This window comes from Hafnia alvei (assembly GCF_964063325.1).
In the GTDB taxonomy this organism is placed as follows: Bacteria; Pseudomonadota; Gammaproteobacteria; order Enterobacterales; family Enterobacteriaceae; genus Hafnia; species Hafnia alvei_B.
In genome coordinates this window covers 4,432,344-4,453,815 of the sequence record NZ_OZ061315.1, presented here as the reverse complement: position 1 = coordinate 4,453,815, position 21,472 = coordinate 4,432,344, and the positions used below count along the sequence as shown (strand labels likewise).

22 protein-coding genes are annotated in these 21,472 nt (G+C 48.6%); 13 read left to right on the top strand and 9 right to left on the bottom strand.

Annotation, left to right across the window (positions count from 1 at the left end):
• Position 1: 1 nt before the first annotated feature.
• Positions 2–634, bottom strand: a complete 633-nt coding sequence (gene crp / locus AB3Y96_RS20765; protein WP_004090925.1) for a cAMP-activated global transcriptional regulator CRP — start codon at positions 632–634, stop codon at positions 2–4.
• 330 nt (positions 635–964) lie between these two features.
• Between crp and AB3Y96_RS20760 the strand changes: the two genes are divergently transcribed.
• Complete coding sequence (locus AB3Y96_RS20760) at positions 965–1,372, top strand: OsmC family protein (protein WP_072309444.1); 408 nt, start codon at positions 965–967, stop codon at positions 1,370–1,372.
• A gap of 3 nt (positions 1,373–1,375) precedes the next feature.
• Here AB3Y96_RS20760 and AB3Y96_RS20755 read toward each other — a convergent pair whose 3' ends face one another.
• Positions 1,376–2,287: a LysR substrate-binding domain-containing protein gene (locus AB3Y96_RS20755; protein WP_072309445.1), complete on the bottom strand. Its 912-nt coding sequence runs from the start codon at positions 2,285–2,287 to the stop codon at positions 1,376–1,378.
• Positions 2,288–2,477: 190 nt separating this feature from the next.
• Between AB3Y96_RS20755 and AB3Y96_RS20750 the strand changes: the two genes are divergently transcribed.
• Together AB3Y96_RS20750 and AB3Y96_RS20745 are read left to right on the top strand one after the other, a co-directional pair.
• Positions 2,478–3,683 (top strand): MFS transporter, encoded by a 1,206-nt coding sequence (locus tag AB3Y96_RS20750; protein WP_367300110.1) that lies wholly within the window; start codon positions 2,478–2,480, stop codon positions 3,681–3,683.
• 15 nt (positions 3,684–3,698) lie between these two features.
• Complete coding sequence (locus tag AB3Y96_RS20745) at positions 3,699–4,880, top strand: amidohydrolase (protein ID WP_367300109.1); 1,182 nt, start codon at positions 3,699–3,701, stop codon at positions 4,878–4,880.
• Between the two features lie 9 nt (positions 4,881–4,889).
• Here AB3Y96_RS20745 and AB3Y96_RS20740 read toward each other — a convergent pair whose 3' ends face one another.
• From AB3Y96_RS20740 to AB3Y96_RS20725, 4 genes are all read right to left on the bottom strand, one after another.
• Positions 4,890–5,759 carry a phosphoribulokinase gene (locus AB3Y96_RS20740; RefSeq protein ID WP_025799235.1) on the bottom strand — a complete coding sequence of 290 codons (870 nt, stop codon included), beginning with the start codon at positions 5,757–5,759 and terminating at the stop codon, positions 4,890–4,892.
• Between the two features lie 35 nt (positions 5,760–5,794).
• On the bottom strand, positions 5,795–7,651 hold the full coding sequence (locus tag AB3Y96_RS20735) for a DUF4153 domain-containing protein (RefSeq protein ID WP_367300108.1): 1,857 nt from the start codon (positions 7,649–7,651) through the stop codon (positions 5,795–5,797).
• Between the two features lie 104 nt (positions 7,652–7,755).
• Positions 7,756–7,992, bottom strand: coding sequence for a YheU family protein (locus AB3Y96_RS20730; RefSeq protein ID WP_234618660.1), 237 nt, complete (start codon positions 7,990–7,992; stop codon positions 7,756–7,758).
• A complete protein-coding gene (locus tag AB3Y96_RS20725; RefSeq protein ID WP_367300356.1) occupies positions 7,989–8,969 on the bottom strand; it encodes a hydrolase in 981 nt (326 codons plus the stop codon). Before AB3Y96_RS20725 ends, AB3Y96_RS20730 begins: the two co-directional genes overlap by 4 nt.
• Before the next feature lie 98 nt (positions 8,970–9,067).
• Here AB3Y96_RS20725 and AB3Y96_RS20720 point away from each other — a divergent pair, with 98 nt between their 5' ends.
• From AB3Y96_RS20720 to tauD, 6 genes are all read left to right on the top strand, one after another.
• Positions 9,068–9,673 carry a LysE family translocator gene (locus tag AB3Y96_RS20720; RefSeq protein ID WP_072309449.1) on the top strand — a complete coding sequence of 202 codons (606 nt, stop codon included), beginning with the start codon at positions 9,068–9,070 and terminating at the stop codon, positions 9,671–9,673.
• A gap of 275 nt (positions 9,674–9,948) precedes the next feature.
• Positions 9,949–11,259, top strand: coding sequence for a M64 family metallopeptidase (locus AB3Y96_RS20715; RefSeq protein WP_367300107.1), 1,311 nt, complete (start codon positions 9,949–9,951; stop codon positions 11,257–11,259).
• A 293-nt stretch (positions 11,260–11,552) separates the two neighbouring features.
• A complete protein-coding gene (tauA, locus tag AB3Y96_RS20710) occupies positions 11,553–12,551 on the top strand; it encodes a taurine ABC transporter substrate-binding protein (RefSeq protein WP_072309450.1) in 999 nt (332 codons plus the stop codon).
• A 10-nt stretch (positions 12,552–12,561) separates the two neighbouring features.
• Positions 12,562–13,344 carry a taurine ABC transporter ATP-binding subunit gene (gene tauB, locus AB3Y96_RS20705; RefSeq protein ID WP_367300106.1) on the top strand — a complete coding sequence of 261 codons (783 nt, stop codon included), beginning with the start codon at positions 12,562–12,564 and terminating at the stop codon, positions 13,342–13,344.
• On the top strand, positions 13,341–14,186 hold the full coding sequence (gene tauC, locus AB3Y96_RS20700) for a taurine ABC transporter permease TauC (RefSeq protein ID WP_367300105.1): 846 nt from the start codon (positions 13,341–13,343) through the stop codon (positions 14,184–14,186). The genes tauB and tauC overlap by 4 nt, the downstream gene beginning before the upstream one ends.
• Positions 14,183–15,046, top strand: a complete 864-nt coding sequence (gene tauD, locus AB3Y96_RS20695; RefSeq protein WP_367300104.1) for a taurine dioxygenase — start codon at positions 14,183–14,185, stop codon at positions 15,044–15,046. Before tauC ends, tauD begins: the two co-directional genes overlap by 4 nt.
• Positions 15,047–15,116: 70 nt before the next feature.
• Here tauD and AB3Y96_RS20690 read toward each other — a convergent pair whose 3' ends face one another.
• Together AB3Y96_RS20690 and AB3Y96_RS20685 are read right to left on the bottom strand one after the other, a co-directional pair.
• Positions 15,117–15,269 (bottom strand): Hok/Gef family protein, encoded by a 153-nt coding sequence (locus AB3Y96_RS20690; protein WP_040046978.1) that lies wholly within the window; start codon positions 15,267–15,269, stop codon positions 15,117–15,119.
• Positions 15,270–15,541: 272 nt separating this feature from the next.
• Entirely contained in the window at positions 15,542–17,470 is a 1,929-nt protein-coding gene (locus AB3Y96_RS20685) for an ABC transporter ATP-binding protein (RefSeq protein WP_367300103.1), read from the bottom strand.
• Between the two features lie 151 nt (positions 17,471–17,621).
• On the opposite strand from AB3Y96_RS20685, the gene kefG reads away from it, so the two are divergent.
• The 4 genes from kefG to slyD all read left to right on the top strand — a co-directional run bounded on the left by kefG (position 17,622) and on the right by slyD (position 20,911).
• Positions 17,622–18,176 (top strand): glutathione-regulated potassium-efflux system ancillary protein KefG, encoded by a 555-nt coding sequence (kefG, locus tag AB3Y96_RS20680; RefSeq protein ID WP_072309455.1) that lies wholly within the window; start codon positions 17,622–17,624, stop codon positions 18,174–18,176.
• Positions 18,173–19,987 (top strand): glutathione-regulated potassium-efflux system protein KefB, encoded by a 1,815-nt coding sequence (kefB, locus tag AB3Y96_RS20675; protein ID WP_072309456.1) that lies wholly within the window; start codon positions 18,173–18,175, stop codon positions 19,985–19,987. The genes kefG and kefB overlap by 4 nt, the downstream gene beginning before the upstream one ends.
• 25 nt (positions 19,988–20,012) lie before the next feature.
• Positions 20,013–20,207 (top strand): YheV family putative zinc ribbon protein, encoded by a 195-nt coding sequence (locus tag AB3Y96_RS20670; protein WP_072309457.1) that lies wholly within the window; start codon positions 20,013–20,015, stop codon positions 20,205–20,207.
• A 107-nt stretch (positions 20,208–20,314) separates the two neighbouring features.
• Positions 20,315–20,911: a peptidylprolyl isomerase gene (gene slyD, locus AB3Y96_RS20665; protein ID WP_072309458.1), complete on the top strand. Its 597-nt coding sequence runs from the start codon at positions 20,315–20,317 to the stop codon at positions 20,909–20,911.
• 65 nt (positions 20,912–20,976) lie between these two features.
• Here slyD and AB3Y96_RS20660 read toward each other — a convergent pair whose 3' ends face one another.
• Positions 20,977–21,210 (bottom strand): SlyX family protein, encoded by a 234-nt coding sequence (locus tag AB3Y96_RS20660; RefSeq protein WP_025799204.1) that lies wholly within the window; start codon positions 21,208–21,210, stop codon positions 20,977–20,979.
• Positions 21,211–21,472: the final 262 nt, after the last annotated feature.

Below are 21,472 nucleotides of genomic sequence, written 5' to 3'. Positions count from 1 at the left end.
ATCAGCGAGTGCCGTAAACGACGATGGTTTTTCCGTGTGCGGAGATCAGGTTTTGATCTTCCAGCATCTTCAGAATACGACCAACGGTTTCACGGGAACAGCCAACGATCTGGCCGATTTCCTGACGAGTGATCTTGATCTGCATACCATCTGGATGAGTCATGGCATCCGGCTGTTTGGCCAGATTAAGCAGGGTCTGAGCGATACGACCGGTTACGTCCAAGAACGCAAGGTTGCCGACTTTTTCAGAGGTAACCTGTAAACGGCTAGCCATCTGAGCAGACAGGCGCATCAGAATATCTGGATTGACCTGAATGAGCTGGCGGAATTTCTTGTAAGAAATTTCAGCCACTTCACAGGCGGTTTTTGCACGAACCCAGGCGCTACGTTCTTGCCCTTCCTCAAATAAGCCTAGTTCACCAATGAAATCGCCCTGATTCAGATAAGAAAGGATCATTTCTTTGCCTTCTTCATCTTTAATCAATACAGCAACGGAGCCCTTAACGATGTAGTACAGGGTTTCAGCCTTTTCACCTTGGTGGATCAGGGTACTTTTGGACGGATACTTGTGGATATGGCAATGAGACAAGAACCATTCAAGAGTCGGGTCTGTTTGCGGTTTGCCGAGAACCATTCGCTATTATCCTCTGTTGTTATCGCTGCCCTAATATCGGGATACTGATCCTGACAGTGTGCTTATCGTGGCACGGGGCTTTGCTTATTAACTTGTTATAGCACTTCATAATCGAGATATAGAGTAATAGGCTAAGGTAATTATTTCCTATAGTTATTGATCTATACCCGTTTCAATCCATAAAGATCCATTTCGGCATAGTTTGTAGCACAGCTTTGTGCAGGTGTCTTGTGTTGTCTCGCTTCAGCATCAAGAAGTGAGGCCTCGGATTGCCTGTTTTTCATAGAAAGCGTAGTCTGATGCCAAAATTTAACCAAAGGGGTGATAAACATGCAGGCACGAGTGAAATGGGTTGAAGGGATGACTTTTCTGGGTGAATCTGCTTCAGGACACCAGATCCTTATGGATGGAAACGCTGGCGATAAAGCACCAAGCCCAATGGAAATGGTGCTCATGTCTGCGGGCGGATGCAGTGCGATTGACGTGGTGTCTATTTTGCAGAAAGGGCGAATGGACGTGCGCGACTGTGAAGTGAAATTAACCTCTGAGCGCCGCGAAGAAGCTCCTCGTTTGTTTACTCACATTAATCTGCATTTTATCGTCACCGGCAAAGGGCTGACCGATAAAGCCGTTGAACGTGCGGTTGCATTATCTGCTGAAAAGTATTGCTCGGTAGCGCTGATGTTAGGCCAAGCGGTGAATATTACCCACAGCTTTGAGGCTATCGTGGTTGAGTAACGACTACTCCCAAGCATAGTTCTGGCATTCCCAACGCAATAAATCCAAGAATCGCCGTGCTGTTAAGGTTAGCGGCGATTTTCGTGAATAGAACACGCAATACTGAGCGGTGGGTAGATCGTCGATAGGCAATGAACAGAGTGTATTCTCTAGCCCCAGTGGCGCCCGCATCGCCCGAGCCACGATGGTAAGGTATTGTGCCTGTTGTACCATGCTTAATGCGCAAACCACGGAGTCGGTTCGGATCGGTGATTGGCTAAGCTGGAGGTAAAAATTCCCCATCGCTAATTCTAGCTGTTGGTAGTAGCCCATATCAGTTTCGGGTATCAACCATTTTGCGTGCTTCAACTCTTCTAACGATTTTGCCTGAGCAAATGGGTTGTCTCGGTGGGCGATAATGCAAAAGGGCGATTCAAACAGCGGCTCACGTACGAGATCCATTGGCGTCGTTTCAGCGGTTAATGTGCCGATGGCGAAATCTAATTTGCCTTCACGTAAAGCCGGTAGAAGCGTCGAGAGCTGAGCCTCTTTGGCATGTATGTTGGCCTGTGGAAACTGACACTTAAAGGTATCAGCCGCTTGGGGAAACACGGTTAAGGTAATTAGCGAAGAAAAACCTACGGAGACAGAGCCTTGAGAATATTGGCTAATTTGTTCAATTTCGTCTGCCGCACGTTGTAATTCCTCCAAAATAAGCTGCGAGCGTGCCGCAAATGCGCTGCCTGTTTCAGTTAGCATCATTCCTTTGGCCCCGCGCACGATAAGCTGTGTGTTTAACGTATGTTCCAATTCCTTAATTGCTCTGCTTATTGCCGGCTGTGACTGGTTTAACGCGCGCGCTGCTGCGCGAATACTTCCACGGCGAATCACTTCCTGAAACGTTTTTAGCTGCTGGATCTTTGGCAGATATTTCACCGCGCTTCCCCTATCAATAAAAAGCATCACTCCCAAAAAAATGACATCTTACACAGTGTGGGTAAAGACGATATTTTCATCAATGCCATCTGGCGCGCAGTTAATAAAAAAAAGCTATGCACATCACATAAGCACCCTTATACCTTTGAGCCTCAGTCAGGGTTGACGCCGTTTAGCGAGGAGTTTGGCTATGCAATTTCAGCGCCGTTCATTGATGATTTTTTTACTGTTTATCGGTTACGCCGTTGTTTATATCGATAAAACCGTGGTGGGGTTTGCTCTGTTGCCTATCGAGCGGGAGTTTTCTCTCCAGCCTGAACAATTAGGCTATATCACCGGCATTTTTTTCCTCGCTTACTCTATTTTTCAGATCCCGGCCGGTTGGCTTAACGATCGCTTTGGATTCAAAAAAGTCTTGTGTAGCTCACTTTTTCTGGTGGGTGGGTTTGCCATGTGTTTTGGCTGGTTGGGGCTCACCTTTGGTTTATTGCTGACGTTTCGTTTTCTTGCGGGGATGGGGCATGCGGGTTACCCAACCTCCTGTGCGAAAGCGGTAACGGCGAATTTCGCCGTAGAACAGCGTACTTTTGCGCAGTCTATTCTGCTGTCTTCGGCAGGGCTAGCTATGACGTTAGGCCCGTTAGTGGCAGTGTATTGCCTTGAGCATATCGGTTGGCGTGGATCCTTTGTTTCGCTCGGGGTTTTGGCATTTATCATATCTGGCTGCATTTTGTGGTTGGTTCCCAACCCACAGCGGGCGTTGTCAATATCTTCAACCCCAAGGCCGAGCGTGTCTTATCGCCAACTGTTGAAGAGCCCTATCGTAATTTTACTGTTTATCGCCATTTTTTGTTTGAACATACCTTCTTACGGCCTGATGGCATGGCTGCCTAAATTCTTGGTGCAAAACCGCGGGCTGCCGCTGAGCGTATCTAGCTTAGTCGCGGCGGCGGGTGGACTGGGGATATGGATTTCGTCTTTGTGCACCGGTTATTTTGTTGGCAAATTCATGCAGGGAAAAGAGCACAAAGTGGTTTGCACGTGTTCGTTGCTGAGCGCGGTGTGTATTGGGTTGGTTTACGCCACGTCTTCGGCTATTTCAGCCAGTCTGTTTTTATTCTTCGGTTATGTGTTTCTCATGGCGTCATTTGTCACCGTTTTCACTTTGCCGATGAAACGTTTACCGACTGATGTCATGGGAGCCGCGATGGGGATTATTAACACCGGTGGTACCTTGGGCGGCTTTATTGCTCCGATTGCTATGGGATATCTGGTGAAGATGAGTCCAGACTATTTTTCTACTTTTGTTTTTCTGGTTGTGGTCATGATTGTCTCAGGGCTAGTGATCCTGCCGTTGGCAGGTAAAAACTATAGTCCAGTTCGTGAAGCTGCGTAGTAGGGGAGATGTACGATGAAATTTGAACTTGATGCCATGTTGTTATCTGTCATGCCGGATGTTATTCGTTGGCGCCGCCATATCCATGCACATCCCGAGCTCTCCTTCCAAGAGCAGAAAACAGCCGACTATATTGCCGACGAGCTGTCTAGCGTAGAGGACATTTCGATATCGCGCCCGACCAATAACAGCGTGGTTGTTGATTTAGTGGGGGCATTGAGTGGGCCTCGTTATGCGTTACGTGCTGATATTGATGCATTACCGATTCAGGAAGAGAGCGAAGAGCCTTTTGCATCAACTCATGCTGGCGTGATGCACGCGTGCGGCCATGATTCACATGCGGCGATGTTGATGGGGGCGGTCAGCGTTTTAGCACAATGCCGTCGTTATCTGCGTGGTCAGGTGCGGTTTATATTCCAGCACGCCGAAGAACTTCCGCCCGGTGGAGCCCAAGAGCTGATTAAGCTGGGTGTTTTAGACGGCGTGGAGATGATTTTTGGTTTACACGTCATGCCGAATTTCCCAACAGGGGTTGTGGGCTGGAAGCCCGGCGTATTTTGCGCATCCAGCGACAACTTTGATATCACTATCAAAGGAAAAGGTGGCCATGGCTCCATGCCGCAGCTGTGCATTGACCCGGTGGTTATTGGTGCTGAGGTGGTTACTGCGATGCAAAATATCGTTGCGCGTAAAATCGATCCTTTGCAGACACCAGTATTAACCGTTGCGACGTTTAGATCTGAGGGGGGCTATAACGTGATCCCTCAAACGGCTTCTTTGGCCGGGACTTTGCGCACTCATGTGGCTAGCGTGCGTGAAAAGGTGCCGCAGCTTGTTGAGCAAACCGTTGCGGGAATTACGCAGGCGCACGGCGCGGATTATGACATTCGCTGGACGCGAGGCTACACCATCGGTAATAACGACGTTGAGGCGAGTCGGATTGCGCGTGAGGTTATTGAACAGCAGCTCGGCAAAGAGACCGTGCTTGAAATGCCTGCACCGATGTTTGGCGGTGAAGACTTCTCTTTTTATCTGGAAAAAGTACCAGGCTGTTTTCTGTTTATCGGCAGCGGTAATGAAAATTTGGGTGCGGTTTATGGCGTCCACAACCCAAAATTTAAATTAGATGAGGACGCTATGCGTATCGGCCTGAAGCTACATCTGGGCTTTATTCAGTATTTATTAATGACAGAATAATCAGCGCGGTTATTCGATTTTTTTCCCTTCGATCAGGCGTTGCACCAGCGGCGTCATGATCAGCTCCATAGCCAGCCCCATTTTTCCACCAGGAACCACCAACGTGTTGATGTGTGAAATAAATGAGCCCTGCAGCATTGCCAGAAGATAGGGAAAATCAATGTTGTCTAAGCCTTGGAAATGGATCACGACAAAGCTTTCATCGGATGAAGGAATAGCTTTGGCAGCAAAAGGATTGGAAGTATCGACCGTAGGCACCCGCTGGAAGTTAATATGGGTGCGAGAGAACTGCGGTGTGATGTAAGTGATGTAATCTTCCATTGAACGTACCACCGAATCCATCACGGCTTCACGTGAATGGCCGCGTTCGCCGGTGTCTCGTACTAATTTTTGGATCCATTCCAGATTGACGATAGGGACTACGCCTACCAGTAAATCGACGTGCTGAGCTACATTGTGCTGCTGGGTGACAACGCCGCCGTGTAGCCCTTCGTAAAAGAGTACATCGGTGGGTTCTGGCAGTGCTTCCCATGGGGTAAACGTGCCTGGAACTTGATTGTAGGGAACTGCTTCATCGTAGGTATGCAGATATTTACGGGAACGTCCGCGCCCATGCTGGCCGTATTCAAGAAAGCTTTGTTCTAGAAAAGAGAAATCATTGGCTTCGGGGCCGAAATAGCTGATGTGGCGGCCTTGCTCGCGAGCCTTACGAATAGCCGCGTCCATTTCGGGCCGGGTGTAACGATGAAAACTATCGCCTTCTAATTCAGCGGCTTTCAGATGGAATTGCTGAAAGATTTTACGAAAGGCAACGCTGGTGGTGGTGGTGCCGGCCCCACTGGAGCCGGTCACAGCAATAATCGGGTGTTTGGCTGACATAGATAACACGACTCCAGTGGTTGGGGCTAAACGGTTTATCTGAAACCGTAATAATTAATATCTATGGTTGTATCCTGAATCTGGATATCGCTCCACTCTTTTGGTTTTGTTTTTAGCTGACCATTCAAAATGATGCTTTTGAGCTTAGTGCTATCGCGCTTGTTTTTATCCAAATACTCATCAAAGTCCATTTTACTAATCATGGTCCATTTCCCCTCGCGTTGGGCATAGACTTGGCAGAATGGGTCTTGAGGATCGCTGAAGCTACACAAGATTGGCTCTTGTATTCCATCGGCATTGAGATCTAACGTTGTCAAAACGCAACTATGTGCAAGCAGATAGCAATCGTCTATGCGCTCTCCCCGATAAGTATTTTCTGATAAAGACGCCCACCAGCTTAATTCAGGAGATGTGACTCCTGTCGCCAGCTGTATATTTTTACGTGCGAGCTCCACCGTAAATATCGCGGGTTTCTGTTTGTCCTCATCGCGGTAAGAACCCCAGCGACTAGTTTGTATCAGTATTTTTTCTAGCTTGAATTTTCGGCTAGTATCGCTAACGAATTTGGCATCATGACGTAGCGCCTGAAGCGCATTGTTGCCCCTACGACCTGTATCAAAACGCAGCATGGCGAGATCCAGCTTATCCGGAGATGTCTTTCCAGCGGCATAACGCTGCATTTGATCATTTACGCTAATGCGGTATGGGTCGATGATCGGCGAGTTGCAAAGAATCAGAATCGCTGCGATTAGGCACATCATCTTTTTGTTGATGCTACCCAGAGAGTGAAGCCAGAGGGCGTGTTTGCGTAATACGGCGGCTGCGTAGGCAAGGCTCAGACAAAGCGAGAGCCCAACAACGACAGCGGCCCATAGTCGGTCTGGTGTCCAGCCATATTGCACGATCCTGAGACCTAAATAGTACGTGGACAATATCGCGTAGATGGGCAAAACAAGCAGCGAACCGTTGATGATATAGCGAATGACTTTTGGATAGGGTTTCTTCTCGATATTGTCGGCGCTGAGGTGTACCGCATTAACTAGCAGAGCCAACAGAAGAGACATGGTGGTAAGCAGCGTAGTTGCTGACGACCACTGCTTGGTTAAGGCGTTTATCCCTGTAAAAGGTAGACTGAAGATAAAAATCAGAGCGAAAAAAGATAATAGCGGAAGCAGACCTTTAACCATCAATGAGAGTAGTTTGCGAACGGTGATGATCAGCTTTGGGTTAGTTCGACAGATGAGAACGCCAATGGCAAGAACTACACTATTGGCAAGATATGCGGATATTTGGTGTTTAAAGAAAAGATTGTAAAAGAAATCAATCCCAATCAATTTGAAGAGGCCTGCACCCAGCGACAAAATTGCCCACATTAATCCCGCAATAAGCAGGGTTAATACTACGGTGATGGTATTTTTCCAAATAGAGTCGTGCAAATCAGGGTAGTGGGTTGGCGAGTTAGGGTTCTCGATTCGCACCTGCAGCCATGGCAGGGTGACAAATATAATCGCGGCAAGAGAAAAATAATATGTCGTTAGTATGTTGGTTCCATAATCCCTGATACCGACATCGTTCCAATTTACCCAAGCTATCATGGCGGCAAAAATAACGGTGTAGATAAGCAGTGCTTTCCAGAGCGTTTTGTCGCGTAGTGTATTAACTGACAAAACGAACAGTAAGGGCAGAGATAATGATAGTGCCTGCACATAAAGCAGTGCAGAGCGGTGAGCTAACATCCATTCACGAGTATTGAAATCGTTGCACAGATAGAGCAGGCCGCCTTGTATGAGGCACACTAAAATAATCACTATGCGTGTATTGAGCGGTACATTGGAAGGCGATATTTTTTGTTCGGCGCTATGCTGCGAAGTGTGTTGCGAGAGTAGAGACATCCATGCTTCTCCTGATTGTTTAAGCGTCTGTTTTGACATCAAACCAGTCAAAATATTTGGATGTCTTTACTTAATATTGGTTTTATTCAACGGATATGCAAAGGTTACTCATACTCTTCAGGTGCATCTCGGAATTGCCCTTTGGGCATGATATTGACTGTTTCATGTAGCTCAGACCACACTAAAACGGCTTCACCATTTTTTAGCTGTCGGCGCACATCTTCAACCTTCTGCGTCAATGATTTTTCATGTATGCCATAGTCCGTGCCTTCGCGTAAAACGAAGGATTCGATCAAACTATCCAGCGTATCTGCGGCCAAATTCTCCCAAGGGATAATCACTGTGTATTCTCCAAAAATGGGGTTAACCAAGAGGGGATGCGTTGTTCCAACCACATCTGAGGTTTTCTAAAACTGCCACCGATGAAGCCAACGTGTCCACCAAATTCGGTAAGCTGATATTCAATATTAGGCGGTAAATCTTCCGGCTGTGGGATCACTTCCGGCGTCATAAACGGATCGTCTTTCGCGTGGATGATGAGCAGCGGCACGGTGATTTTTGGCAGGAGCGGTAGGGCGCTACAGCGACGGTAGTAGTCCGTTGCGTTATCGAATCCGTGGATGCGTGAGGTGATCACATCATCGAAATCGCGAATGCGTTTTAAGCCTTTCAGCGTTTTTAAGTTCAGCGGTAAGGTGTTTGGGTAGCGCTCGAGCTTACGCTGGGCGTTCTGTTTTAGCTGGCCTAATAGATAGCTTTGATAAACGCGCGAAAAGCCTTGTTCTAGCCGATATGAGCAGGGCTCTAGCATCAATGGAGCGGAAACAATGACGGCGGCATTGAGCGTAGCATTTGCGCCTTCTTGCCCTAAATAGTAAGCCAGCATGTTTCCGCCGAGTGAAATACCCACGGCGGCGGTCGGTGCCTCGCCGTATGTTTCGCGCAGCCAGTTGAGAAAGAAGCGCGCATCTTCGGTTTCACCGGAATGGTAGATACGGCTCATTTTATTCGGTTCTCCGCTGCAGCCCCGAAAATGCATTACTACGCCTAGCCATCCGGCTTCTTTCCACGCATGCAGCAAACCATGTGCATAGGGGCTGTAGAAACTGCCTTCCAAACCATGGAACAACACCACCCGTGGTTTATGTTGCGCCTGTTCTGGCGGCTCGCTCCACGCTAAGTCAATGAAGTCGCCGTCGGGTAAGGCTAAGCGCTGCCAATGTGGCTGCAGTAACGGCTTGCGCCGAAACAGCCTTGGCAAAATAGTTTGCAGGTGCGGGTTACTTATCCCGCGCATAGGAGAGAATTGATTATTCATAATGTGATTAATTTTCATGTCATCGTTCTTGTGCGATTAATATCACACTGATAGCTTCAAGGTCACGACAAACATAAAAGGGTGGGAGTACCCAACAAATGGAACTTGGTCTATTTCTTTCAATGCTAGGGTTTTTGTGGGTAGCGGCGATCACGCCTGGGCCAAATAATATGCTGCTGACCTCGTCGGGGGCGAACTTTGGTTTTATGCGTTCGGTGCCGTTGATGTTGGGTATTATGCTTGGAATGCAGTCGCTGCTGCTTTTAGTGGCGTTTGGCGTTGGTAGCCTGTTGCTGGTTTATCCAACGCTGCATACCGCCCTAAAAATATTGGGTAGCTTATATCTGCTGTACATCGCTTGGAAAATCGCGACGTCCAGCTATGAAAAACTTGACCCCACCGCGGTAAAAGTCAAAAAACCGGTTAACTGGTACCAAGGCTGGCTGCTTCAGTTTTTAAACCCCAAGGCATGGCTGATGGGATTAGGCGCCGTAGCCAGTTTCAGCCTTGCGGGTTCTGAATATAATCATTCCATTATTGCGATCAGCATCGCGATGGTTTTGGTCAATTTAGTATCCGGTATTATTTGGCTGGGTTTTGGCACCGTGATTGGCCGCTTGCTGAACAGCCGTCGGGCTTGGTTTACGTTTAATATCTCTATGGGATTGCTGACGGCGGCCTGTGTACTGTTAATTTGGAATTAAGTGGTTTTTATTTATTTTCTGCACAGCATAGTAGGGCGGGATATAACCAATATTATTAATTGTATTTAATAATATTGGTTTGTTTTTATAAGTTTATTAAATGTATTTTTCTTTGTCTGCTTTTTTTATTATTTTAACCTCAAGTTGTTCTCCAGAGTTTTTTTGTTGGGGATGTTCGAGTTATTTAATTGACGTGTTTTTATAACTTGATGAGATGTTTGCATGAGTTTTCATGTGGATAAATAATAAATATCAATAGTAGCAAAGGCGGATATATGCGTAAGGTGAAAACATTGGCAGTTGCCCTTTCAGTTTTCTTTTGTTCTTTTTCTTATTCACAAAACTTGTGGATTAATATAAAAAACAATAGCACTGACAGCGGAAATGAATTGGCCATTAAAAATGCAAAAGTTGGCGATTTTAAATTGCCATTATCACAGCCCTCTGGTTTGATTAAAAATGAAAGAGGGTGGGAAGTTGAGGGATTAGATAGCAATGGGAAGGTATTATCTCAGACTTTTATTATGGACGGTTCTCTGCGTCGTTTCGAAACCTTCGATCCACAGAAGAAAACGGTTTCTCAGGTAAAATATGTTGCTTTCCATGATTCAGAAATACGTGCAATCATCCCCTTCTCTGATGCACTCGCTAAAGTACATGTTTACCCAGTAAATATTCAAAAAACAGCTCAGAAAGGGGGGCTTAAAGAGAGTAAGCCTTTTGAAGTGACGAGACAGCAGATTGAAAAAGTGGCTAAAAACTTATCATCTTCTTCTGATTCAAAGAAAAAACTCCATTCTCAAGTTGTTACGTCTAAAGATAGCGCAGTATCGAAGCCTATGACTATTGCCATAATGGGCGATGGCTATACTCAAGATGAAATGGGACAGTGGAAGAGTGATGCGGATGGCATTATTAAAGGTTTTATGTCCGATCCATTAATTAATTCACTAAAAGATAAGTTTAAATTTGTTCGTGTCGATGTGGTCAGTAATGAATCAGGTGTGAGTAATATAACAAACTATTATGATTTCTATGATACGGCCCTAGGTACTATAATGGGCTGTTCTGGTATCGAACGTTTGCTTTGTGTCGATACCTCAGCCGCCACTTCAGCAGCCGATAATGCATTAGGCGTTGGTGGCTATGACCAGATATTAGTTGTAGCTAATACCTATGATTATGCTGGTGCAGGCTATACCGATGCACATATTGGGACTTTAACGCTTAATGATCAGTCTATCGAAATTGCACTGCATGAGTTTGCTCACTCCGCTTATAATCTTGCCGATGAATATGATGATGATGGCGGTAATTGTGATACGGCCAATGAGCCAACTGCGGCAAATGTGACCTTAGAAACTCAAAGAAAATATATTAAATGGGCAAGTCTGATCAAACCTGAAACGGCAATACCAACATCAGATCAAACGGCTGGCGTTGTCGGTTTATTTCGCGGCGCAGAATATTGCCCGAATGGGAAATATCGTGCAACCTACGATTCTAAGATGAGAACGCTATCTACTCCTTGGTATGCGGTTAATGAAGCACGCATTCGTGAAGTGATGAGCCACTATGGACAATAAATTACACTTAAAAGTGTGAAGCTCTTTAATGTTGGTTAATGAGTACATGTTTTACGGATCATGTACTCATTTAGCTAGATTTATTTGGTCTTTATCACAACGCCTTTCGGTTACTTCAGTTACTGACCTATCTTGCTACGGTTTCCATAGTTAGCGGATCAGTAAGCTGCAATTATCTCTATTTGGAATAAAGAATACTTTTTTATTCCTTCTTAACTAAATCGTGCTCAGCTAAAACTGTGTTCAACGCAGGGCATTGTGCTCCTGATACAGAAAAATAAGCGGAGCAGATGATGACGAACAAAACTTTTTCTTTACGTAGCGTGGCTGCGTTTCTCACCCTCTCGTTAGCCGCAACAAGTGCATATGCACTTGATGTGACCGTGGCGTATCAAACCTCCGCAGAACCGGCCAAAGTGGCACAGGCAGATAATGCGTTTGCCAAAGCCTCAGGCGCGAAGGTGGATTGGCGTAAGTTCGACAGCGGCTCAAGCGTGGTGAAAGCCTTAGCTTCTGGCGACGTGCAGATTGGTAATATCGGCTCTAGCCCGCTGGCTGCGGCGGTGAGCCAAGGACTGCCGATTGAGGTTTTTCTGCTGGCCTCTCAGTTGGGTAACTCAGAAGCGCTGGTGGTGAAAAAAGAGATTAAATCTCCGCAGGATCTTATCGGTAAGCGCATTGCGGTTCCTTTCGTGTCTACCACCCATTACAGCCTGCTTGCGGCGCTTAAGCATTGGGGGATCAAACCCGATCAGCTCACCATCCTAAACCTTCAGCCACCGGCGATTGCGGCGGCATGGCAGCGTGGTGATATCGATGGCGCTTATGTATGGGCTCCAGCGGTTAACGAATTGGCGAAAACCGGCAGCGTGTTAACTGACTCAGAACAGGTCGGCAAATGGGGCGCACCAACGCTGGATGTATGGGTCGTACGTAAAGACTTCGCACAGCAGCATCCCGATGTTGTGACCGCATTTGCGCGCACGACATTAGCGGCACAAAAGGCCTATTTGGCCGCGCCCGATCAGTGGCTAAAAGACGGGCAGAACGTCGACAAGCTCTCTAAGCTGAGCGGAGTACCGCAAGATCAGGTTCCGGGATTGGTGAAGGGAAACCGTTATCTGCCCGTTGCCGAGCAGGTTAACGAGCTGGGCCAACCGGTAGATAAAGCCATTCATGATACCGCCGTATTTTTACAGCAGCAGGGCAAAATTCCTCAGGTGGCCGCAGATTACCGCAGCTTTGTGAATAACCAGTTTGTGAAGCAAGTGCAGGCTGAACCTCAGTCATAAGGAGCTACCCATGCTGTCAGTGAATCATCTCAGTGCTTCCTATGATGGAAAATCTGTTCTGGAAGACGTCTCATTACAAATTGCGAGTGGACAACTGGTGGTGGTGCTCGGGCCGTCTGGGTGTGGAAAAACCACGTTGTTGAATCTGGTGGCGGGGTTTAGCCAGCCAGATTCGGGTTCGATAACGCTGTCTGGTCGTGAGGTCACAGGACCAAGTGCGGAGCGCGGGGTGGTATTTCAAAATGAAGGCCTGCTGCCGTGGCGAAATGTTTTAGCCAACGTAGTGTTTGGTTTGCAGTTACAAGGCGTGGCGCGCGATGAGCGAGACGCTATTGCGCTCCGGATGCTGCGCTTGGTTGGGCTAGAAGGCTATGAACGGCACTTTATCTGGCAGCTATCGGGCGGAATGCGCCAGCGAGTAGGCATCGCCCGTGCTTTGGCGGCGAACCCACAGCTGTTGTTATTGGATGAACCTTTCGGCGCACTCGACGCGTTCACGCGTGAGCAAATGCAAGAGTTGCTGCTGGGCGTTTGGCGTAAAACGGGTAAACAGATTTTGTTGATTACTCATGATATTGAAGAAGCGGTGTTTTTGGCCTCTGAACTTATCCTGTTGTCGCCGGGGCCGGGGCGCATTGTTGAACGCTTGGCGCTGAATTTTGGCCAGCGCTATGCCGATGGTGAGCCATGCCGAGCGATTAAATCCGATCCCGCGTTTATTGAACGTCGCGAATATGTGCTTGGCCGCGTCTTCGAGCAGCGGACACCGCATGCGCAAGGAGTTTGGTCATGAGTCTTCATTCCACGCTGAAAGGTAATACCGCTGAGAACACGCACAAAGCAGCCATATACCAGAAGAAAAGAGCTATCCCATCAAACGTGATCATCAGCGCACTCACGCTGCTGACCATTTTATTGGTCTGGTGGGCTGTAACCGCGATGCAGCTTATTAGCCCGCTGTTTCTGCCCGCACCTCAGCAGGTACTTAAGCAACTGGTGAGCATCAGCACGCAGGGCTTTATGGATGCGACGTTGGGGCAACATTTAGCTGCTAGCTTGGGGCGTATTCTGGTCGCGCTGCTTGCCGCCGTGGTTATTGGGGTTCCTGTGGGAATTGCGATGGGGCTCAATCCCACCGTACGCGGTATTTTGGACCCTATTATTGAAATCTATCGTCCGGTGCCGCCGCTGGCCTATCTTCCGTTGATGGTTATCTGGTTTGGCATTGGTGAAACATCCAAAATATTGCTGATTTATCTCGCGATTTTTGCGCCTGTTACACTGGCCGCTGCCGCAGGTGTGCGGAGCGTAGAGCAAGTTCGTGTGCGTGCGGCTCAAGCGCTGGGGGCAAATCGCTGGCAGGTGTTGTGGTATGTGGTGCTTCCCAATGCCTTACCTGAAATTTTAACAGGCCTGCGCATCGGGCTCGGCGTAGGTTGGTCTACGCTGGTGGCCGCAGAGCTGATTGCCGCGACGCGCGGTTTAGGATTTATGATTCAGTCCGCTGGTGAGTTTTTAGCTACGGATGTTGTTATCGCTGGCATTAGCGTTATTGCGTTGATTGCTTTTGCATTGGAATTGGGCCTGAGAGCCTTGCAGCGCCGCTTAACCCCGTGGCATGGAGTGAAAAAATGAATGAACGCCTCGCTATTCAACCTTTAAGCCCTGCCATTGGTGCCGTCGTTAGCAATATAGACCTCACCCGCCCGCTGAGTGATTCACAGTTTGAACAGCTCTATCACGCACTGCTAAAGCATCAGGTATTATTTGCGCGCGGGCAGGCTATCACACCGTTGCTGCAACGTGAGCTGGCATCACGTTTTGGTGATTTGCATATACATCCGGTTTATCCTCATGCGGTTGGCGTGGAAGAAATTATTGAGCTCGACACGCATAACGATAATCCTCCAGATAACGATAACTGGCACACCGACGTGACTTTTATCGAGAATCCACCAATGGGCGCGATTTTAGCCGCTAAACGCCTGCCAGAAGTCGGTGGCGATACGCTGTGGTCGAGCGGCATTGCCGCCTTCGAGGCGCTTTCACCTCAGCTCAAGGCATTATTGAGCGGCCTGCAAGCCGAGCATGATTTTGAAAAGTCGTTCCCTGAATATAAGCATCTGCGCTCGGAAGAGGAGCACCAGCGCTGGCAGCAGGCAAAACGTCAGCATCCGCCGCTGTTGCATCCGGTGGTGCGAACGCATCCTGTGAGTGGGCGTCAGGCGCTATTCGTGAACGAAGGATTTACCACGCGTCTGGTGGGCATTCCTCAGCAAGAAGGCGATGCGCTGTTACAGTTCCTTTTCCGTCATACGACTAAGCCTGAATTTCAAGTTCGCTGGCGTTGGCAGCAGGACGATATCGCGATTTGGGATAACCGCGTGACGCAGCATTATGCCAATGCAGACTATTTGCCTCAGCGCCGAATTATGCATCGAGCGACTATTCTGGGTGATAAGCCGTTTTATCGCGGTGAAACGAAGGGTGCTTAGAGACTGATACACAACAGAGAGCAGCCAACGAACGAGGTATTCCTTGCGGAATACCTCGACGTAAGGTCGCTTACCGTTTAGATGCGTAGGCTAAAACGGCGGCAACCTCTTTATTACCGTTTTTGATGTGTATTTCACACAGGTATCCATGTGTGATCCCAATGAACGCCAATAGAGTTATACAGACGATCAATAGACACCAAATAACAGTTTTTTGTGGCATTTTTGGGTTTTCCTTTTCCTTGTTTTGCAACGGGGAAGAGGCTAACCTCACACTGTTGGGTATGAGGGTTGGCCTCACCTTGATGATTTAATATCAGGTGGGGCTTTTTCCTATCTGCCATACCACTCTATGCTTAAGACAGACAGTCCTAAGCACCCAAGCGCAGAGTAAATGCGCTTTCGGGGGCTTAACAGTGGGTTTGTGAGATTATGCGAAGTGGATTCCAGCGAATATTTCATCGCTGGCAATCGATTACAGCCTCTTTGCGAGGCTTATTCGCTTTCAGCCTCAAAGGCTTTGGTCATGACTTCCAGCTTTTCCTGCCCATCTAACCATTCCATCTCAGCTTCTTCTAGCGCGGCTTTGGTTTGATTCTGCTGCTGTAGGCATTCAGTCAGCTCCGCTTTGCGGCTGATGTCATACAGTTCGCTATCAGCCAACTTTTCTTCGAGTACGGCTAACTGCGTGCTCAGTTTTTCCATTTGCAGCTCCATCTTCATGATGTGCTTACGGATCGGCTGAGTCTGAGTGCGGAATTCGGCGGCACGGCGCTTTTGATCTTTGCGCGCCTGAGCGCTGTTTCCGCTAGTTTCGCCTTCGCTCTTATTGGAGTCTTGCTGTGCCTGTTGACGTTGTAGGTCAATCATCCACTGTTGATAATCTTCCAGATCGCCAGCAAATGGCTCAACTTGACCATCGTGTACCAAGTACAGATCGTCGGTCGTTGAACGTAGTAAGTGACGGTCATGGGAAACCACCACCAACGCGCCTTCGAAGTCGATGAGGGCTTCGGTCAGCGCTTGACGCATGTCTAAATCGAGATGGTTAGTCGGTTCATCGAGCAGTAATAGATTAGGGCGCTGCCATACGACCAGTGCTAATACCAGACGCGCTTTTTCGCCGCCGGAAAAACGTGCGGTGTGCTCGGTGACTTTATCGCCGCGGAAACCAAAACCACCTAGGTAGTCACGCAGTTGCTGTTCCGTTTCGCGTGGGGCGAAGCGGGTAAGATGCTGCAACGGCGATTCATCTGAGCGTAAATACTCCAACTGATGCTGAGCGAAGTAGCCTAACTTCACGCCTTTGGCTAAACCGATTTCGCCTTTTTGCGGCGCTAATTCACCGGCCAGCAGCTTGATTAGCGTGGATTTACCTGCGCCGTTGCGGCCTAGCAGGCCAATGCGAGAACCGGGAACCAGATTCAGCTTGATGGAATCCAGAATAGTTTTGTCACCGTAGCCGGCGCTCACTTTTTCCATGCGCAGCAATGGATTAGGCAGGCTCTCTGGTTCGCGGAAGCTGAAGTGGAATGGATTGTCGACATGAGCTGGTGCAATGAGCTCCATTCGTTCTAGCATTTTCACGCGGCTTTGTGCCTGCTTAGCTTTAGAGGCCTTGGCTTTGAAGCGATCGATGTAGCTTTGCAGATGCGCGACGCGCTGTTGCTGGCTTTCATACATAGATTGCTGTTGCGAAAGTTTAGTGGCGCGCTGTTGCTCGAATGAAGAATAGTTGCCGGTGTATTCGAACATTTGCTCTTGTTCGATATGCAAGATTTTGTCCACGATCGGATCGAGAAAATCACGGTCATGGGAGATAAGGATCAAGGTGCCGGTATAGCTTTTCAGCCAACGTTCTAGCCAAATCACCGCATCTAAGTCGAGGTGGTTGGTAGGCTCATCGAGAAGCAGTAAATCGGAGCGGCAAATCAGCGCTTGAGCAAGGTTAAGGCGCATACGCCAGCCACCGGAGAAGGATTTTACCGGTTCTTCGAGTTGGCTTTGGCTAAAGCCTAAACCGTGTAGCAGGCTGGAAGCGCGAGAGCGGATTGTCCACGCTTGGATGGCGTCCAGTTTTCCATGCACTAATGCGATGGCGTTGCCGTCGTTGCGTTCGTTTGCGTCGTTGAGTTCAGACTCTAGCTGGCGGAATTCGCGGTCACCGTCGAGTACATACTCTAAAGCGGGCACGTTGAGCGCTGGAGTTTCTTGGTTGACCCACGCCAGCGCCCAGTTACCAGGAAAGTTGAAACTGCCGGCATCGGCACTTATTTCACCTTTTAACAGCGACAGCAGCGTTGATTTCCCACAGCCATTTTTACCCACCAGACCCACTTTCTGGCCGGGGTTAACCGTTGCACTGGCATTGTCTAGCAGAACGCGGGTACCGCGTCGAATTTGTAGCGATGAGAAAACAATCATAAAGCGCCGTCTATTAGAAATGTGTTAAATTACGGTTGTTTTTGCGTGAACAATAATAAGTTTTCAGAACACGCATACTATTAATTTTAATCTTAGCGCTGCATGGTAGCTGAAATGCTCACCGATGACGACGCTTTGGGGAGGGGAATAGATGTCGCAGCCACCGAAAGTATTGCTGCTGTATGCCCATCCGGAATCACAGGACTCGGTTGCAAACCGAGTTTTACTGCAGCCGGCACAGCAGTTGGAACATGTCACTGTGCACGATCTCTACGCGCACTATCCTGATTTTTTTATTGATATTCATCATGAGCAGAAACTGCTGCGTGAACATCAAATCATTGTTTTTCAACACCCCCTTTATACCTATAGCTGTCCCGCCTTGTTGAAAGAGTGGCTGGATCGCGTGTTGTCGCGCGGTTTTGCCAGCGGCGTTGGTGGTAATGCTCTGCGGGGAAAATATTGGCGCAGCGTCGTCACAACCGGTGAGCCTGAAGGTGCTTATCAAATGGGCGGCTACAACCGTTACACTATGGATGAAGTTTTGCGTCCATTTGAGCTCACGGCAGCCATGTGCCATATGCATTGGATGACGCCGATGGTGGTCTACTGGGCTCGCCGACTCAAGCCTGACGTTTTGCAAACGCATGCCAAGGCCTACGGGCAATGGCTGGAATCACCTTTGGCTGGAGGCGGCAGTTTATGACCGAAGAAGGCTCACTCTTACCAGCGATACTGCTGTTCTTATTTGCAGCCGTCGTGGCAGTGCCGATTGCGCGGCGGATTGGTATTGGTACCGTGCTTGGCTTTTTGATAGCGGGTATCGCGATTGGTCCGTGGGGGTTAGGGTTCATTCGTGACGTGGATGAGATCCTGCATTTTTCGGAGCTGGGTGTTGTATTCCTGCTTTTTATCATTGGATTAGAGCTTAATCCTAGCAAGCTGTGGTCGCTTCGACGCTCCATTTTTGGTGTCGGAGCTGGGCAGGTTTTGCTTACCGCTGCCATTCTTAGTGGTTTATTGCTGTTAACAGATTTTTCATGGCAGGCTGCAGTTATTGGCGGAATTGGGTTGGCGATGTCTTCCACCGCGATGGCTTTGCAGACGATGCGAGAGAAGGGCATGAACCGCAACGAAGGCGGTCAGCTCGGCTTCTCGGTATTGCTGTTTCAAGATATGGCCGTTATTCCTGCGCTGGCGTTAATTCCTGTTTTAGTTGGCTCCAGCAACAAAGATACTGATTGGACATTTATTGCCATCAAAGTGGGTGCTTTGTTGGGCATGCTGATTGGTGGGCGTTTCTTACTGCGGCCCATTTTCCGCTATATCGCAGCAACCGGCGTGCGTGAGATTTTCACCGCCGCCGCATTGTTAGTGGTGCTTGGCTCAGCCATGTTCATGGATGCATTGGGCGTTTCGATGGCGATGGGGACGTTTATCGCGGGCGTACTCCTGGCCGAGAGTGAGTTCCAGCATGAGCTAGAAATTGCGATTGAACCGTTTAAGGGCCTACTGCTGGGGCTGTTTTTCATCTCCGTAGGTATGGCGCTGAATTTGGGCATTCTATACACCCATTTGCCAGAGGTATTGGCTGGCGTCGCTATCTTAGTCGCGGTAAAAGGCGGTGTGTTATACCTGCTCGCTCGCATTGCCGGAATTCGCCGTTCGGTGCGTATGCAGTTTGCCGCGGTGCTGAGTCAAGGAGGGGAGTTTGCCTTTGTGCTGTTCTCTGCGGCCAGTACACAAAAACTATTGCAGGGCGATCAAATGGCGCTGCTGCTGGTGATTGTTACGCTTTCAATGGTGACTACGCCGCTGTTAATGCAGCTGGTCGATCGTATTTTGGAGAAACGCTACAACCCGCCGGACGAGGACGAGGAAGCTCCGTTTGTAGAGGATGACGATCCTCAGGTGATTATCGTTGGCTTCGGGCGTTTTGGTCAGGTTATTGGGCGCCTGCTGATGGCCAACAAAATGCGGATCACGGTTTTGGAACGTGATGTGAGTGCCGTCAGTATGATGCGTCGTTATGGGTATAAAGTTTATTACGGTGATGCCACCGAGCTTGAACTGCTGCGCGCAGCTGGGGCTGAAAAGGCGGAGGCGATTGTTGTGACCTGTAATGAGCCAGAAGATACCCTCGCCGTGGTGCATTTGTGCCAGCAGCATTTCCCACATTTAAAAATTCTGGCGCGTGCGCGTGGCCGCGTTGAAGCGCATGAATTGTTGATGGCTGGTGTGAATCAATTTAGCCGTGAAACGTTTTCTAGTGCGCTGGAGCTAGGCCGCAAGGCGTTGATGGAACTGGGTATGCATCCTCATCAGGCGCATCGGGCACAGCAGCATTTCCGTCGTTTGGATATGCGCATGCTGCGTGAGTTGATGCCCCATCATCAGGGCGACGTGACGCAGATTTCGCGTGTCAAAGAGGCTAGGCGCGAGCTGGAGGACATTTTCCAGCGTGAGATGCAGCATGAGCGGCGGCAGATGAATGACTGGGACGAAGAAGACCTGTGAAAAGGTCTACGAATAAGGTAACAAAATGAAAAAGAGATTTATTGCAGGAGCAACCTGCCCCGTCTGTAAGGCGCAGGATACGTTGGTGGTGTGGCGAGAGAATAATATTGAGCATGCTGAATGTGTTAAGTGTGGACATCAGCTCAGCCAGCCAGAGGCGGATGTCAGCGACCATGTACAGCATAACAACCAAATGATCGGTATTTTTAAGCCAGAATAAGCGGCAAGGGTGGCGTTTCAGCGAGGGATTTTTTATCCTTGTGGGTACAGTGGCGCAAAATTCCGCTACAATCTGCGCCAATTTAGTTTCCAACGCTAGGAGATATCATGAAAGTAGCAAAAGACCTGGTGGTCAGCTTGGCCTATCAGGTACGTACAGAAGACGGTGTTTTAGTTGATGAATCTCCGGTGAGTGCACCGTTGGATTATCTGCACGGACATGGCTCCCTGATTTCTGGGCTGGAAACAGCTCTGGAAGGTCACGCTGAAGGCGATAGCTTTGACGTTCACGTGGGCGCCAATGACGCTTACGGCAACTACGATGAAAATCTGGTTCAGCGCGTTCCTAAAGACGTTTTCATGGGCGTTGACGAACTGCAGGTTGGCATGCGTTTCTTGGCTGAAACCGATCAGGGTCCAGTTCCAGTAGAAATTACCGAAGTTGACGACGACCATGTTGTTGTTGATGGTAACCACATGCTGGCTGGCCAGAACCTGAACTTCCACGTTGAAGTTATCGCAATCCGTGAAGCAACAGCTGAAGAGCTGGAGCATGGTCACGTACACGGCGAGCACGATCATCACCACGAACACGGCGAAGGCTGCTGTGGTGGTCATGGCCACGAACACGGTCACGACCATGGTGAAGAAGGCGGATGCTGTGGTGGTAATGGCAAAGGCAACGGTGGTTGCGGCTGTCATTAATTCTGTGATTGATAAGCAGAATGAAAAAAGCGGCCTTGGCCGCTTTTTTGTTGTTGCATCATCGCTCAATAGTGGGGAGGCGGTGTTTCTTCTGATGGGTGAGCCATCATCGACGGCTGAGCTGCTTTAAGCTTATCCACCAGTAAATGCATTTGTTCGCGGTATTTATTCATTTCTAGCTGAAGGGCAATAACCGTTTGGTTGAGCTCCTCAATCGTTATTTCCTGAAAAGCCAGTCGGCTTTCGAGCATTTCAAATCGAGATTCAAGCTCTTCGCGATCCCAAGCCGATGGTTGCATAATCTTTCCTCTGAAAACGGTGTAGTTTCTGTTCACAATTTCATAGGTGAAATTTCACCTCATAATCGCTATTTTACCCATAAAGCAGGCGAATTGCGCGTTACGCTTGTTGATTGGCTAAGCGAGTGAAACTTTTTGAGCATGTTGTAGTCTGAATTTATCAGACTGGCACGCTTAGTGATTGTTTTATGCGTCAACAGACCGCTATAGTAGCCAACTACATTTAGCTCATCGTTATTTAAGGTAATTTGCCTTAAAGTTT

Bases quoted from the DNA above. Each gene is read 5' to 3' on its own strand.
- AB3Y96_RS20715 (WP_367300107.1), top strand. From the start codon at position 9,949: ATGCGTAAGGTGAAAACATTGGCAGTTGCCCTTTCAGTTTTCTTTTGT.
- tauB (WP_367300106.1), top strand. From the start codon at position 12,562: ATGCTGTCAGTGAATCATCTCAGTGCTTCCTATGATGGAAAATCTGTT.
- AB3Y96_RS20660 (WP_025799204.1), bottom strand. From the start codon at position 21,210: ATGCAACCATCGGCTTGGGATCGCGAAGAGCTTGAATCTCGATTTGAA.
- AB3Y96_RS20725 (WP_367300356.1), bottom strand. From the start codon at position 8,969: ATGAATAATCAATTCTCTCCTATGCGCGGGATAAGTAACCCGCACCTG.
- kefB (WP_072309456.1), top strand. From the start codon at position 18,173: ATGACCGAAGAAGGCTCACTCTTACCAGCGATACTGCTGTTCTTATTT.
- AB3Y96_RS20720 (WP_072309449.1), top strand. From the start codon at position 9,068: ATGGAACTTGGTCTATTTCTTTCAATGCTAGGGTTTTTGTGGGTAGCG.
- crp (WP_004090925.1), bottom strand. From the start codon at position 634: ATGGTTCTCGGCAAACCGCAAACAGACCCGACTCTTGAATGGTTCTTG.
- tauD (WP_367300104.1), top strand. From the start codon at position 14,183: ATGAATGAACGCCTCGCTATTCAACCTTTAAGCCCTGCCATTGGTGCC.
- AB3Y96_RS20685 (WP_367300103.1), bottom strand. From the start codon at position 17,470: ATGATTGTTTTCTCATCGCTACAAATTCGACGCGGTACCCGCGTTCTG.
- AB3Y96_RS20735 (WP_367300108.1), bottom strand. From the start codon at position 7,651: ATGTCTCTACTCTCGCAACACACTTCGCAGCATAGCGCCGAACAAAAA.
- slyD (WP_072309458.1), top strand. From the start codon at position 20,315: ATGAAAGTAGCAAAAGACCTGGTGGTCAGCTTGGCCTATCAGGTACGT.
- AB3Y96_RS20750 (WP_367300110.1), top strand. From the start codon at position 2,478: ATGCAATTTCAGCGCCGTTCATTGATGATTTTTTTACTGTTTATCGGT.
- AB3Y96_RS20745 (WP_367300109.1), top strand. From the start codon at position 3,699: ATGAAATTTGAACTTGATGCCATGTTGTTATCTGTCATGCCGGATGTT.
- AB3Y96_RS20760 (WP_072309444.1), top strand. From the start codon at position 965: ATGCAGGCACGAGTGAAATGGGTTGAAGGGATGACTTTTCTGGGTGAA.
- tauA (WP_072309450.1), top strand. From the start codon at position 11,553: ATGACGAACAAAACTTTTTCTTTACGTAGCGTGGCTGCGTTTCTCACC.
- AB3Y96_RS20670 (WP_072309457.1), top strand. From the start codon at position 20,013: ATGAAAAAGAGATTTATTGCAGGAGCAACCTGCCCCGTCTGTAAGGCG.
- AB3Y96_RS20740 (WP_025799235.1), bottom strand. From the start codon at position 5,759: ATGTCAGCCAAACACCCGATTATTGCTGTGACCGGCTCCAGTGGGGCC.
- kefG (WP_072309455.1), top strand. From the start codon at position 17,622: ATGTCGCAGCCACCGAAAGTATTGCTGCTGTATGCCCATCCGGAATCA.
- tauC (WP_367300105.1), top strand. From the start codon at position 13,341: ATGAGTCTTCATTCCACGCTGAAAGGTAATACCGCTGAGAACACGCAC.
- AB3Y96_RS20690 (WP_040046978.1), bottom strand. From the start codon at position 15,269: ATGCCACAAAAAACTGTTATTTGGTGTCTATTGATCGTCTGTATAACT.